This window comes from Mycobacterium sp. NGS26 (assembly GCF_059813025.1).
In genome coordinates this window covers 749648-763189 of record NZ_JCALDU010000002.1, presented here as the reverse complement: position 1 = coordinate 763189, position 13542 = coordinate 749648, and the positions used below count along the sequence as shown (strand labels likewise).

The window sequence follows — 13542 nt, the reverse complement described above, 5'->3', positions numbered from 1 at the left end:
GCATGGCTTTTCCGGTCCGGGCCACCTACCGGTTGCAGCTGCGCGGTGAGTCGAGCGGATTCGGGTTCACCTTCGCCAACGCCGAGCAGTTGCTGGACTACCTCGACGATCTCGGGGTGTCGCACCTGTACCTGTCACCCATCCTGACGGCGGTGCGGGGGTCCAGCCACGGTTACGACGTCACCGACCCGACGACGGTGTCGGGTGAGCTGGGCGGCCCCGACGGCCTGGCGCGGCTGTCGGCGGCGGCCCGCGCCCGCGGCATGGGCCTGGTCGTCGACGTGGTGCCCAACCACGTCGGCATCGACCAACCCGAGCAGAACCCGTGGTGGTGGGACGTGTTGCGGCACGGCCGGTCCTCGCCCTACGCGGCGTTCTTCGACATCGACTGGGATCTTGGCGACGGCCGAATCGTCTTGCCGCTGTTGGGTTCCGACGACGACGCCGCAGACCTGACCGTCGACGGGGACCTGCTGCGCCTGGGCGGCCTGGCGCTGCCGATCGCGCCGGGCACCGGGGACGGCAGCGGCCCCGAGGTGCACGACCGTCAGCACTACCGGCTGGTGGGCTGGCGCAACGGGGTGTGCGGCTATCGCCGGTTCTTTTCGATCACCTCGCTGGCCGGCCTGCGGCAGGAGGATCGCGCGGTGTTCGACGCCAGCCACGCCGAGGTCGCCCGCTGGTTCGCCGAGGGCCTCGTCGACGGCGTGCGCATCGACCATCCGGACGGATTATCGGATCCCTGCGGGTATTTGGCATGGCTGCGCGGCCTGGTCGGCCCGGACGCCTGGATCGTGATCGAGAAGATTCTCGCGGCGGACGAGGCGCTGGAGCCCACGCTTCCGGTGGCCGGCACCACCGGCTACGACGCGCTGCGGGAGGTGGGCGGGGTCTTCGTCGACCCGGCGGGGGCGCCGGCGCTGACCGCGCTGGCCGAATCCGCCGGCACGGATTACGGCGCGATGCCGGAACTGTTGCGCGAGCTCAAGATCCAAGCGGCCGCCGACACCCTGGGCAGCGAGCTGGGCAGGCTGCGGCGCAGCATCGCGGCCGCTTCCGGCAGCGATCATCCGCTGCTTCCCGAGGCGATCGCCGCCTTGGTCGCCCGCATCGGGGTGTACCGCTGCGACTACCCCGGCCTGGCCGCGGTACTGCCCACCGCGCTGGCCGAAACCGAAGCGGCATCCCCGCAATTGGGGCCGGCGCTGCAGGTCGTCGCCGCCGCGCTGGCCTCTGGCGGGGAGCCGGCCGTGCGCCTGCAGCAGCTGTGCGGCGCGGTGACCGCCAAGGCCAGCGAGGACTGCCTGTTCTACCGCGACGCAAGGCTGGTGTCGCTGAACGAGGTGGGCGGCGAACCGGGCCGATTCGGGGTGGGCGCCGCCGAGTTTCACCAGCGCGCCGCCGCCCGCGCCCGGATGTGGCCGCACGCGATGACGACGCTGACCACCCACGACACCAAGCGCGGCGAGGACGTGCGCGCCCGCATCGGGGTCCTGTCGCAGGTGCCGTCGCTGTGGACCGAGTTCCTCGCCCGCTGGGAAATCGAGGCCCCGTCACCGGATGCCGCGACGGGACGGTTCCTGTGGCAGAACATCTTCGGAGTGTGGCCGGTCAACGGTGCGGTCACCGGCGAGCTGCGCGACCGGCTGCACGGCTACGCCGAGAAGGCGATCCGGGAGGCGGCCCTGCACACCTCGTGGAGCGAGCCCGACATTCATTTCGAGGAGGCGGTGCACCGCTGGCTGGACACCGTGCTCGACGGGCCGGTGGCGCCCGCGCTGACCGAGCTTGTGGCTCAACTCAATCCGCACGCGGCGAGCGACGCGCTGGGCCAGAAGCTGCTCGCCCTGACGGTGCCCGGCACACCCGACGTCTACCAGGGCACCGAGCTGTGGGACGACAGCCTGGTGGACCCGGACAACCGCCGCCCGGTCGACTACGCCGCCCGCCGGGCCGCGCTGAAAGAGTTGCAGCATCCCAAGATTCGCGTCGTCGCCACCGCGCTGCGGGTGCGGCGGTCCCGCCCGGACACGTTCCTGCGGGGCGGCTACGTTCCCGTTCTCGCCGACGGCGAGGCCGCCGACCACGTGGTGGCGTTTCGCCGCGGTGACGACGTCCTGGTGGCGGTGACCCGGTGGACGGTGCGGCTGGCCGAAACGGGTTGGGGCAACACCGTGCTGCCGCTGCCCGAGGGCAGCTGGACCGACGCGCTCAACGGCGCGGTGGCCAGCGGGGCGACGTCGGCCGCCCAACTGTTCTCCGACCTGCCCGTCGTCCTGCTGGAGCGCCGACATGAGTGAATTCCGGGTGTGGGCGCCCAAACCCGCGCTGGTGCGCCTCGACGTCGGCGGCGAAGTGCACGCGATGACGCGCTCGGCCGACGGCTGGTGGCACGCATCCGTCGACACGGCCCCGGATGCCAGATACGGATTCCTGCTCGACGACGATCCGACCGCCCTACCCGACCCGCGCTCGCCCCGCCAGCCCGACGGCGTGCACGCCCGCTCGCAGCTGTGGGACCCCGCGGCGACGGCGTGGACCGACGGGGACTGGCGGGGCCGATCGGTCGAGGGCGCGGTGATCTACGAGCTGCACGTCGGCACGTTCACCGCCGGCGGCACCTTCGACTCGGCCATCGAAAGACTGGACTACCTGGCCGATCTCGGGGTCGAATTCGTCGAGCTGATGCCCGTCAACTCCTTTGCCGGCACCCACGGCTGGGGATACGACGGCGTGTTGTGGTACAGCGTGCACGAACCCTACGGCGGTCCCGACGGGCTGGTCCGGTTCGTCGACGCCTGCCACGCCCGCGGGTTGGGGGTGCTGATCGACGCGGTGTTCAACCACTTCGGACCGTCGGGCAACTACCTGCCGCGGTTCGGCCCGTATCTCTCGTCGGCGAGCAACCCGTGGGGCGAGGGAATCAACATCGCCGACGCCGACTCCGACGAGGTGCGGCGCTACATCATCGGATGCGCGCTGCGCTGGATGCGCGACTTTCACGCCGACGGGCTGCGCCTGGACGCCGTGCATGCCCTGGTGGACACCACGGCCATCCACATCCTCGAGGAGCTCGCCACCGAAACCGACTGGTTGTCAAGGCAATTGGGCCGACCGCTGTCGCTGGTGGCCGAGAGCGATCTCAACGACCCGCGGCTGATAACCCCGCGCGATCGGGGCGGCTACGGGATCACCGCGCAGTGGGACGACGACATCCATCACGCCATCCACGCGGCGGTGTCCGGCGAGCGGCAGGGTTACTACGCCGACTTCGGCTCGTTGGCCACGCTGGCGCAGACCCTGCGGCACGGGTACTTCCACGCCGGCACGTATTCGTCGTTCCGCCGGCGCCGCCATGGGCGGCCGCTGGACACCTCTGAGACTTCAGGCATTCCCGCGACCAGGCTGCTCGCCTACACCTGCACCCACGACCAGGTCGGCAACCGCGCCCTCGGCGACCGCCCATCGCAAAATCTGACCGCCGGCCAGCTGGCCGTCAAGGCCGTCCTCGCGCTCGGGTCACCCTGCACCGCAATGCTTTTCATGGGCGAGGAATGGGGCGCGTCGACACCCTTCCAGTTCTTCAGCTCACACCCCGAGCCGGAGCTGGCCCGGGCCACCGCCGAGGGACGCAAGGCCGAGTTCGCCGAGCACGGCTGGGACGCCTCAAAGAAAGGGGAGATTCCCGACCCGCAGGACCCGCAGACCTTCCTGCGCTCCAAGCTGAACTGGGACGAGGCCGGCGCCGGCGAGCATGCCCGGCTGCTGCGGCTCTACCGCGACCTGATCGCACTGCGCCGCGGCGAGCCCGACTTAGCCGATCCGTGGCTGGACCACCTCGCCGTGGACTACGACGAGGAACAGGCCTGGATCGTCCTGCGCCGCGGCCGGTTACGCATCGCGTGCAACCTCGGCGCCGAGCCGGTGACGGTACCCGTTGCCGGCGAGGTGGTGCTGGCGTGGGGTGCGCCGACCGTCACGGCCGATCACACCGCGCTGCAGGGGCATTCGTTCGCCATCCTGCGCGCAGGTGGCTGAGTAGGTCGCGCGGGCAGACGCAAAAGCCCCTGAACGCCCGGCGTGTCGGGGACGTTTGCGTCTGCTCGCGGGCTTGTGGAGAGGTGAGTAGCGTCGGTGCGGGCGCAGGCGGATGATCCGCGCATGACTCATCACCAGTTGTCGCCAATCCCGCCGCTTGAGACCGCCACCGATCCGGTGCGCTCGTGTTCCGATCTCCAAGAACGCTGGCGTGCTCTGATGGGGCCGCTCGGATTTGGTCAGCGACTACTGTGGGTCGGCTTTCTCGGCCCGGATCGCTGCCTGGTGAAGACACTGGGTCAGGTGCCCATCGGTCCGCGACCACGCGCCCGAATCATGAAGATTCTCATGTCATCTCTGCGCACACGGCTTGACGACATGGCGTCCGGTACCACGGTCACGTTGCTGCTGACCGGACCCGGACGCGGGCCGATCTCGCCAAACGACCGGCTTTGGGCCAACGTGTTGACCGATATGGCCGACCGATTCGCGGTACCCCTCGAGCCGATCTTTCGCGCGAACGACCAGTCGCTCGATCCGGTCGAAGTCCCGGCACCGCGACCTGACTGCTGACAAGACCCGCCCGAGCAGACGCAAAATCGCCCATTTCGCAGCGAAATTGGGGGCTTTTGCGTCTGCTCGCCGCACCTTGCTACACACTCGGACGGCCCGTGCCGCGCACCGCCCCGGCGACGGCGTCGGCGAGCGGGTCGATCTCGTCGGCGGCCAGGTCCGCGATGGTGATGCGCATGCCGGGCCCGGTGCGAATGCGAAACCGCGTGCCTGGCGCCGCGGCCCAGCCGGCGTTGAGCAGCCGGGTGATCGCGACGGTCTCGTCCGGAACCGGCACCCACACGTTGAGCCCGGAGCGGCCGAAGGCGTCGACCCCGCGGCCGGCGAGCGCGTCGCGCAACCGCGTGCGCGTGCCGCCGTATTGCCGTTCGGCCCTGCGGATCAGCCGCGTCGCCGCGGGGTCGGACCACAGGCCGACCGCGAGCCCCTGCAGTATGTGGCTCACCCAGCCCGGCCCGAGCCGCAGCCGGCCGTGCACCCGTTCGACGGTGCGGCGGTCGCCGGCCAGGACGGCCACCCGCAGGTCGGGCCCGTACGCCTTGGACGCCGACCGCACGAACGCCCAGCGGGCGGTCGATCCGGCCAGGGTGTGCAGCGGTGCGCCGCAGATGCCCGCGCAGTGGTCATCCTCGACCAGCAGCAACTCGTCGGACCGCTCGGCCAGCACGCCGCGTAACGCCGCCGCGCGATCCCCCGACAGCACCGCGCCGGTCGGGTTCTGCGCGCGGTTGGTGACCACCAGCGCGCGCACCCCGCGACCCAGCGCCGCGGCGACGTCGGAAACCAGCGGCCCGTCGTCGTCGACCCGCACCGGCTCGGCCGAAAGCCCCAGCGGCGCAAGGAGATCCAGCATGTTGGCCCAGCCGGGATCCTCGACGGCCACGCGGTCGCCCGGGCGCAGGTGCGCGGTCAGCGCCCGCTCGATGCCGTCCAGCGCACCGCTGGTCACCGCGAGGTGATCGGCCGGAACGCCGTCGGCGGTCAATGCCGCGCGGGTGTGCTCGACCAGCTCGGGCGACATCGCCGGCTCGCCGTACAGCACGGGACGGACGGCGGCGGCCGGCGCGACCGTCGCGATCGGCAACAGCGCGGGGTCCGGGTTTCCGGTCGACAGATCGCGAACGCCGGCGGGAACGTCGAGCCCGAGCAGGGAGCGCGGCGTGGTCGCGGGGCGGTGACGCACCCGCGTGCCGCGCCGGCCGCCGGTCTCGACGGCCCCGCGGTCGCGCAGCAAGCGGTAGGCCGCGGCGGCGGTGTTGGCGTTGACACCGAGCCGGGCGGCCAGCTCCCGAATGGGCGGCAGCGCGTCGCCGGGCGCCAACCGGCCCTGCGAGATCGCCTGCTCCACGTCGGCGGCTATGGATTCCGCGCCCGACCCGGCTATGCTGTATTGCACTGGCACAGATAGTATTATGTACTAATACAAATACAAAGGCAATCCATTGGAAACCGCGTACCACCCCACCCCGCGCACCACGCCCACCCGCTATCGGGAACGCGCCAACTACGACCGCGAGATCGTCCACCGCATCCTCGACGAGTCCTTGATCTGTCACCTGGGCTACCTCAGCGCGGGCCGGCCGGTGGTGTTGCCGACGACGCACGCCCGCGTCGACGAAACCCTCTACCTGCACGGCTCGACCGGCGCCGGCCCGATGCTGGCGGCCAAGGCGGCCAAGGCGGCCAAACTGCCCGTCTGCGTCACCGCCACCCTGGTCGACGGGCTGGTGCTGGCCCGCTCGGCGCTGCACCATTCGCTGATCTACCGCTCGGTGGTCGTGCTGGGCGACGCGCGGGTGGTCGACGGTCCGGCGGAGAAGCTGCGGGCGCTCAACGCGCTGCTGGATCACATCGCTGCGGGGCGCGCCGCCGACTGCCGGGCCCCGAACGCCCGCGAGTTGGCCGCGACGGGCGTGCTCGCGCTGGACCTCGTCGAGGTGTCGGCCAAGGTGCGCGACGGCGGACCGGTCGACGAGCCGGAGGATCTCGCGCTGCCGCACTGGGCCGGGGTTGTGCCGCTGCGCGTGACGGCCGGAACACCGGTCCCGGCAGACGATCTCGATCCGGCTACGCCGGTGCCGTCGTACCTGACTCGCGTCCCCGTCGGGCGTTGTCCCACCACGAGCCGACCAGCATGACCGCACCGGCCCAGGTCATGCCGAGCAGCCAGCCGGCCAGCACATCGCTGACGAAGTGCACCCCGAGATAGACGCGCGAGAACCCGACGACGGTCGCCAGGCCAATCGCGATCGTCCACGTGATCACTCGCCCGGTCCACGAGCTGATCAGCCAGCGGGTCAGCATCCAGGCGCACAGCAACGCGATCGCGGCGGTGCCGGTCGCGTGGCCGGAGGGAAAGGAATATCCGCCCTCGGCGATCACCGCGAACGACAGGTGTGGGCGGTCGCGGACTACCAGCGCCTTGGCGGTGAAGATCGCCAGCGCGGCCCCGCAGCCACCGACCAGCGCGAGAACCACCGGCAGCCACATCCGGCGCCACCCGGCGACCGCGGCGCTCGTCGCCACGGCGAGCGCGACCAGCGCGACGGGGCCGCCCGCCTCGGTGACCAGCCGCAGCGTCGTGGTCAACCACAGGTCGCGGTGGGTGGCGAGCCACCGGGTGGCCGGCGGGTCGATTCCGGCGATGCCGTCACCCTCGAGCACGTCCTCGAGGATCGCGGTGAATCCCGCCGCGAGGGCCACGACGACGGCGGACCCGACGAGCAGCGCGACACCGGCGACCTCGTAGGCCGGCCACCGGCGGGTCAGCGCCCATCCCCGCGCGCCGAGCTGCTCGCGCACCCATCCGACCACACGCTCGACCACGGCAACGTCGCGCACCCTCGCCCAGAGGCGGCGCGCCGGGCGCTCCTGCCGAGCGATCCAAACCGCCGTCATCGCCAGCAGCAGGAGGAACGCCAGGCTGCCGACGCTCGTCGCACCGAAACCCGATGTGCCGGGACTGTTCGGCTGGTCCATGTGAATCGCGACGGCTACAGCAGCAGATACCGGTAGGCCGGCGAACCGGGCTTCAGGGTTTCGACGTGGATCTCCGTCGCCCGCATCCGGGCCAGCAGGCCGTCGAGATCGGCCGACGACCCCAGCTGGATGCCGACCAGCGCCTCGCCGGTCTCGCGGTTGTTGCGCTTGACGTACTCGAACAGCGTGATGTCGTCGTTGGGCCCGAGCACCTCGTCGAGGAAGCGGCGCAGCGCGCCCGGCTCCTGCGGGAAGTCCACCAGGAAGTAGTGCTTGAGGCCGAGGTGCACCAGCGAGCGCTCCAGCACCTCGCCGTAGCGCGAGACGTCGTTGTTGCCGCCCGAGATCAGGCAGACCACCGTGGAACCCGGCTCGATGTCGGCCTCCAGCAGGCCGGCGACCGACAGCGCGCCGGCCGGCTCGGCGATGATGCCCTCGTTCTGATACAGGTCGAGCATCGCGGTGCACACCGCGCCCTCGTCGATCGTCGTGATCGACACCATGTCGCCGGCGGCGGCCAGCGCGGCATGCGTCAGGGTCCCGGCCCGTTTCACCGCGGCGCCGTCGACGAACTGGTCGACGTGGTCCAGCGTCACCGGCTCGCCGGCGGCCAGCGCGGCCATCATCGCGGCCGCCCCGGCCGGCTCGATGCCCAGCACCGCGGTGTTGGTCGTCCGCTCGGCCAGATAGGTGGTGATTCCGGCGATGCACCCCCCGCCGCCCACCGGGACCACGACCAGGTCGGGCTCGCCCACGCCGAGCGTGTCGAGTTGAGACAGCAGCTCGACGGCGATCGTGCCCTGGCCGGCGATCGTGCGCAGGTCGTCATACGGCGGGACCAGCGTGGCGCCGGTGCTTGCCACGTCCGCCAGCGCCGCCTCGGCGGCGAGATCGTAGGTCCGGCCGCCCACGATCAGCTCGATGAACTCCCGGCCGTGGTAGCGGATCCGGTCGAGCTTCTGCTTGGGCGTCTTCGCCGGCACGTAGACGCGGCCGTGCACGCCCAGCATCCGGCACGCGTACGCGAAGCCCTGCGCGTGGTTGCCGGCCGACGAGCACACCACGCCGGCGGCGGTCTCCTCGGCGGACAGCTGCACCAGCAGGTTGTAGGCGCCGCGCAGCTTGTAGGAGCGCACCGTCTGCAGGTCCTCGCGCTTGAGGTACACCTGCGCGCCGGTGATCGCCGACAGCCGGTCACTCAGCTGCAGCGGGGTGGGCGCGACCACCGACGCGATCCGCTGAGCCGCGGCGTCGACGTCAGCCGCGGACAGCGGCGCGGCGCTCGGGCTCTGACTCAGTTCGGCGGACACCGGTCAATCGTGCCATGTCGCGCGCTCGACCTGCGCAAGCGGCTCAGCTCACCGGGGTCAGCACGAACACGGGTATCTGGCGATCGGTCTTCTTCTGGTACTCGGCATAGTCGGGCCAGGCCTCGACGGCGCGCCGCCACCAGGTGGCCTTCTCCTCGCCGAACACCTCGCGGGCGTCGTATTCGCGGGTGACGGCGCCGTCCTGCAGCTCGACGCGCGGGTTCTTCTTGACGTTGTGGTACCAGACGGGGTGCTTCGGGGCGCCGCCGAGCGAGGCGACGATCGCGTATTCGCCGTCGTGCTCGACCCGCATCAACGGGGTCTTGCGGAGTTTGCCGGTCTTGGCGCCGACGGTGGTCAGCAGAATGATCGGCTTGCCCTGCATGTCGGCGGCTTCCTTGCCGCCGGACTCGGCGTACTTCTCGGCTTGTTCGCGGGACCAATCCAACGGCGACGGTTCGTACTCTCCGGTTAGCGGCATGCCAAACAATCTAGACCCGGTGCGGGTCGACCTCGGCAGCGAGAATCTCAGGACCTGCTGACCTCGGTGATGTCACGATGTTGGCGTGACCGACGGACGGCTGCGCTACGCACGCAATGGGGACGTGCGCCTGGCCTACCGCGTGTTCGGTGCTTCCGGCCCATTCGTCGTGTGGGTACCCGGATGGATGCTGAGCAACGTCGACACGATCGACGAACCGGGGAACCTCTACGCGGAATTCATCGAGTGCTTTGCCCGGTCGACACGGTTCATCGTGTGGGACAGACGCGGGACGGGCTTGTCGGATCCGTCGACGCAGTCGCTGTCGGCGGACCAGCGGCTCGACGATGTGCGGGCGATTCTGGACGCCGAGGAAATCGACCGCGCGGCGCTCTTCGGCAGCAGCGAGGGCGGATCGGTGTGCGTGATGTTCGCCGCCGCCCACCCGGATCGGGTTCGCTCGCTCATCGTGTATGGCAGCGCGGCCCGGTATTCGCAAGAGCTGCCGGACTTCCCGTGGGGGTTCACTCCTGCCGAAATCGAATCGCAGCTCGACGACATCGACGGTCACTGGGGAGAAGGCGCGCTGGCCGATCTGTTTTATGGCGCGACGGCCGAAACGCCCGGCGTCCGAGAGATGTTCGGCAGGCTCCAACGCGCCATGGTGAGTCCGGCGATGGCCAAGCTGTGGTGGAAAGCGTTCATGGAGATCGACGTCCGCGGCGTGCTGGCCTCGGTGCGAGCGCCGACGCTCGTCCTTGCGCGCCCCGGGGACCGTCTGGTGCCCATCGAGGCGGCCGCCGCCCTCGCAGCGGGCATTCCGGAGGCCCAATTTCACCCACTGCCGCCGGGACCACACGGCCCCTTCGACATCGTCGCCGAATTGGCAACGCTGATCGTGGAATTCGTCTGCGAGAAGCCGAGCGAAGGCGCCGACGAGCGGATCCTCAAAACCGTGATGTTCACCGACATCGTGAGCTCTACCAAGCTGCTCAGCGTCCACGGTGACGCCGGGTGGCGTCACCAGCTCGACGCCCACGACAACGTCGTGGACAGCATGTTGAAGAAATACGGCGGCCACCGGGCGAAGCACACGGGAGACGGCGTGTTCGCGCTCTTCGACGGGCCGACAAAGGCGGTTCGGTGCGCGCTGGACCTGATCCCGGCCCTCGCCGCGCGCGGGATCCGAATCCGGACGGGCGTCCACATCGGTGAGTGCGAGCGGCGCGGCGATGAGTGGAGCGGTATGGCCGTGCACACCGGCGCCCGCATCGGCGCACTGGCGGACGCGGGCGAGGTGTTGGCCAGCCGCACAGTGCGCGACCTATCCGCCGGATCGGGCCTTGCGTTCGAAAGCCTTGGGCCACAACGCCTCAAGGGCCTGCCCGAAGAGGTCGAGGTCTGCCGGGTCACCTCACCCCCGCGAGGCCCATAACCTCACGGGCGCGAAACAAAGGCGCGAAGGTGACGACGGGTCTGGTGATCCGGGGCGCCGGCCTCGCCGTCGCGGTGCCGGCCCTTCGTGTAGTCGCCCTGCCACTCCAGCCGCTCCCCCGCGGCGACATCGGCCGCCGCGTGCATGCGCCCGGCGTCGTCGCGCGAGCGAAGCCACAGGTCGTGCTTGCGCCGCAGCTCCTCGTCGGACTCGATGGGCCGCAGCTCGGGGACGAACTCCTCCAGCTCGCCCCGGCGCTGCGGGACGATCATGCAGATCGGCTCGTCGACCTCGAACCGCACCGGCATCAGCTTGCGGGTGAATTTCCAGCTCATGCTGAAACTCGCACTCGCCCAGTCGGTTTCGACGACGCCCTCCAATGGGCTCACCGCGTCCTTCGGATAGTTCGCCGGCCCGCGCACCAACAGGTTGTAGCCCGGCGGGGTGCGGAACAGCATCGGCAGATGCCAGGTCAGGATGCCGTTACCGAAGTGGCTGGAGGGCAGGAACTGACCGGGATCGCGACTGTCGGGCGCGACCATCACGTCCACGCCGTCCTGGCCCATCCAGGTCGCGGTGAACGCGCACGGGTTGCGCAGCTCCCAGCCGCTCTGGTTCGCGATGAGCATCGGCAGACACCGACTGGGCCAGCCGATGCGCAGCGCCGACATCTCCGACATCCACGCCCGGTCGATCGGCGCCGGGGCGACCGGGGGTGCGTTGTCGCGGGTGACGAAACCGATCAGCGGACGGCCCTGCGCATCGGGCTTGTCACTCGACGTTTGGGATCCCTCCCCCATTGGGCTTCCTGACCCGCAGGAGTCTAGCGCGGGGGGACGGTCAGCGCGCCCTGGCCAGCTCCGCGATCGCGTTGACCCGGCGGATGGCGGTGGCGATCTCGTCGGCGAACTGCCGTCGTCGTTCGGCGATGTCGGGGTACTCGAAGCCGTCCACCAGCTCGCGGTGCCGCGCCAGCCGCAGCGCGGTCTTGAACAGCTCCATCGACCGCGACTCGGCGCTGGCGATCCGGCGCTGCAGCTCCCACTGCTTGCCCACCTCGAGGCACTCGCCCAAAAATGCCTGCTCGTCGAACGATTCGTCCTCGTGGGCGGCCAGCCGATCGGCGACGATGTGGTAGGCGTCCAGGAACGGGCGCAACACCAGGTGCGCCAGCAGCAGATCCGCCTCCTGCAGCAGCCGCCGCACCTCGGCCACGCCGGCGGCCTTGCTGGTGTCCACCGGGTCGTCCGCCGGGCCGATCAGGTGCACCTCGTCGGCGAGCTCCTTCTCGAACTGCGCGCGGGCCGAGAACAAGAACTCGAACTTCAGCAGCTCGCGAAGGCTCAGCGCCTCGTCGCGCACGGACGCCGGCGATACCAGGCCGTCCGCCGACGTTTCGCAGGCGGCCAGCAGCGCCGTCTCGGCGATGGCGCGGTCGACCAGGATGTGGATGGCGGTGTTGCGGTAGAACGCCGCGACCAGGTGCTGGTCCGCCCCGATGCCCCAGACCGGTTCGGTGCCCGCGTCGTAGACGCTGACCACGCCGGAGGCGACGAGCTGGTGCAGGGTCCAGCGGATCGTGGAGCGGTTCGTCAGGTCGGCGGCCCCGGCCACCGTCCAGTTGCGCGCCGCGATGTAGCTCGCCAGCGGTTGCACGGTGGCCAGCACCTCGCTGATGGACAGCGAGCGGTCCGCGCCCAGCAGCGCGAGGCTCACCACCGCGGTGGGCGTGACGGGGGTGGCGCGGTTGATCCGGTGCTCGACGTCGAGCGCGATGCGTTCGATCTCCGTGCCGGCGCCGGACGCCGAGGTCTCCAAGGCGCGCAACTCCTCGAGCCGCTTGCGCAGCGGCAGCGGTTCGCCGAAGTCCAGGTAGGCGCGGCCCAGCCGCTCGCCCTGCTGGCGGGCCAGCCGGATCATGAAGCGAAGGTCCTCGGGCCGTTTCACCGCCCCGTAGGCCTCGGTGGTCATGGCCTCCACCTCGTGCAGCTGGTCGTACACGATGGAGGTGGGCACCAAATAGACCTCGGGGCCGTCGATTTCGTCGACGGCGTCGCTGATGTAGCGCAGGATCCCGTACACCGGGGGCCGCAGCTTGCCGGTCCTGGTCCGGCCGCCCTCGATCGACCAGGTCAGGTTGGCGTGGTTTTGCACCAGCTGCGCGGTGTAGGCGCGCAGCGTCAAGCGGTAGACGGGAATGTCCCTGGTCTGACGCCGGATGAAGATGGTCCCGGTGCGCTTGGCCCAGGCGCCCAACGGGAAGAAGTTCATGTTCGACCCGCCGAAGGTCAGCGCCGGCTTGAGCCGGTTGGCCTGGATCACCTCCGGCAGCAGCAGGCCGTCCAGATACGAGCGATGCGAAAACGCGAACGCCAGCGTCGCCTTGCGATCCAGCTTGCGCAGCGCCGCGATCTGGTCCTCGTCGACCAGCACGTCGTAGGCCCGCATGAGCCAGCGAGAAAAGCCGCTCCACGCGTGCACCGCCCGCTCGTCGAGTGAGGGCGCCATCTCGCGGAGGTAGCCCGCGGCCTCGGCGCGCACGGCGGCCGGGTCGCGGCCGAGCTCGTCGGCGAGCTTGTCGAGCCGCTCGGCGTACCACGGCGCGGCCAGCAGCTGAACAACCTCGGCGGGATCGGTCGACAGCGGCGTCACGGATTCATCGAGTATTCCGCTGCGCTGCAACAGCTTTCGCGTCCCGACGCGACCGAGCTCGCGCGCCATCGCCA

The 13542-nt window shown here is 70.4% G+C and carries 11 protein-coding genes; 5 read left to right on the top strand and 6 right to left on the bottom strand.

Annotated features, from left to right (window positions below):
• Positions 1 to 2 precede the first annotated feature (2 nt).
• The 3 genes from treY to AC5Y6X_RS09705 all read left to right on the top strand — a co-directional run bounded on the left by treY (position 3) and on the right by AC5Y6X_RS09705 (position 4611).
• Positions 3 to 2300: a malto-oligosyltrehalose synthase gene (treY, locus tag AC5Y6X_RS09715; protein WP_499986152.1), complete on the top strand. Its 2298-nt coding sequence runs from the start codon at positions 3 to 5 to the stop codon at positions 2298 to 2300.
• A complete protein-coding gene (gene treZ / locus AC5Y6X_RS09710; RefSeq protein ID WP_499986151.1) occupies positions 2293 to 4038 on the top strand; it encodes a malto-oligosyltrehalose trehalohydrolase in 1746 nt (581 codons plus the stop codon). The genes treY and treZ overlap by 8 nt, the downstream gene beginning before the upstream one ends.
• A 96-nt stretch (positions 4039 to 4134) precedes the next feature.
• The gene (locus AC5Y6X_RS09705; protein WP_499986149.1) at positions 4135 to 4611 is read left to right on the top strand and encodes a hypothetical protein; all 477 of its coding nucleotides are present in this window, start codon (positions 4135 to 4137) and stop codon (positions 4609 to 4611) included.
• A 79-nt stretch (positions 4612 to 4690) separates the two neighbouring features.
• Here AC5Y6X_RS09705 and AC5Y6X_RS09700 read toward each other — a convergent pair whose 3' ends face one another.
• On the bottom strand, positions 4691 to 6013 hold the full coding sequence (locus tag AC5Y6X_RS09700; protein WP_499986147.1) for an aminotransferase class I/II-fold pyridoxal phosphate-dependent enzyme: 1323 nt from the start codon (positions 6011 to 6013) through the stop codon (positions 4691 to 4693).
• Between the two features lie 40 nt (positions 6014 to 6053).
• Between AC5Y6X_RS09700 and AC5Y6X_RS09695 the strand changes: the two genes are divergently transcribed.
• The gene (locus AC5Y6X_RS09695) at positions 6054 to 6749 is read left to right on the top strand and encodes a pyridoxamine 5'-phosphate oxidase family protein (RefSeq protein WP_499986146.1); all 696 of its coding nucleotides are present in this window, start codon (positions 6054 to 6056) and stop codon (positions 6747 to 6749) included.
• On the opposite strand, the gene AC5Y6X_RS09690 is transcribed toward AC5Y6X_RS09695, so the two are convergent.
• From AC5Y6X_RS09690 to AC5Y6X_RS09680, 3 genes are read right to left on the bottom strand one after another with little or no spacing between them, the layout of a single operon-like run.
• On the bottom strand, positions 6679 to 7590 hold the full coding sequence (locus AC5Y6X_RS09690; RefSeq protein WP_499986144.1) for a phosphatase PAP2 family protein: 912 nt from the start codon (positions 7588 to 7590) through the stop codon (positions 6679 to 6681). The genes AC5Y6X_RS09695 and AC5Y6X_RS09690 overlap by 71 nt on opposite strands.
• A 14-nt stretch (positions 7591 to 7604) precedes the next feature.
• Positions 7605 to 8900, bottom strand: coding sequence for a threonine ammonia-lyase (gene ilvA, locus AC5Y6X_RS09685; RefSeq protein WP_499986143.1), 1296 nt, complete (start codon positions 8898 to 8900; stop codon positions 7605 to 7607).
• 43 nt (positions 8901 to 8943) lie between these two features.
• Positions 8944 to 9381, bottom strand: coding sequence for a nitroreductase family deazaflavin-dependent oxidoreductase (locus tag AC5Y6X_RS09680; protein WP_499986141.1), 438 nt, complete (start codon positions 9379 to 9381; stop codon positions 8944 to 8946).
• Between the two features lie 85 nt (positions 9382 to 9466).
• On the opposite strand from AC5Y6X_RS09680, the gene AC5Y6X_RS09675 reads away from it, so the two are divergent.
• Positions 9467 to 10816: an alpha/beta fold hydrolase gene (locus AC5Y6X_RS09675; RefSeq protein WP_499986140.1), complete on the top strand. Its 1350-nt coding sequence runs from the start codon at positions 9467 to 9469 to the stop codon at positions 10814 to 10816.
• A gap of 2 nt (positions 10817 to 10818) precedes the next feature.
• On the opposite strand, the gene AC5Y6X_RS09670 is transcribed toward AC5Y6X_RS09675, so the two are convergent.
• Both AC5Y6X_RS09670 and AC5Y6X_RS09665 read right to left on the bottom strand, forming a co-directional pair.
• The gene (locus AC5Y6X_RS09670; protein WP_499986138.1) at positions 10819 to 11616 is read right to left on the bottom strand and encodes a DUF6065 family protein; all 798 of its coding nucleotides are present in this window, start codon (positions 11614 to 11616) and stop codon (positions 10819 to 10821) included.
• A 40-nt stretch (positions 11617 to 11656) separates the two neighbouring features.
• The gene (locus AC5Y6X_RS09665; RefSeq protein WP_499986490.1) at positions 11657 to 13537 is read right to left on the bottom strand and encodes a lysophospholipid acyltransferase; all 1881 of its coding nucleotides are present in this window, start codon (positions 13535 to 13537) and stop codon (positions 11657 to 11659) included.
• Positions 13538 to 13542 lie beyond the last annotated feature (5 nt).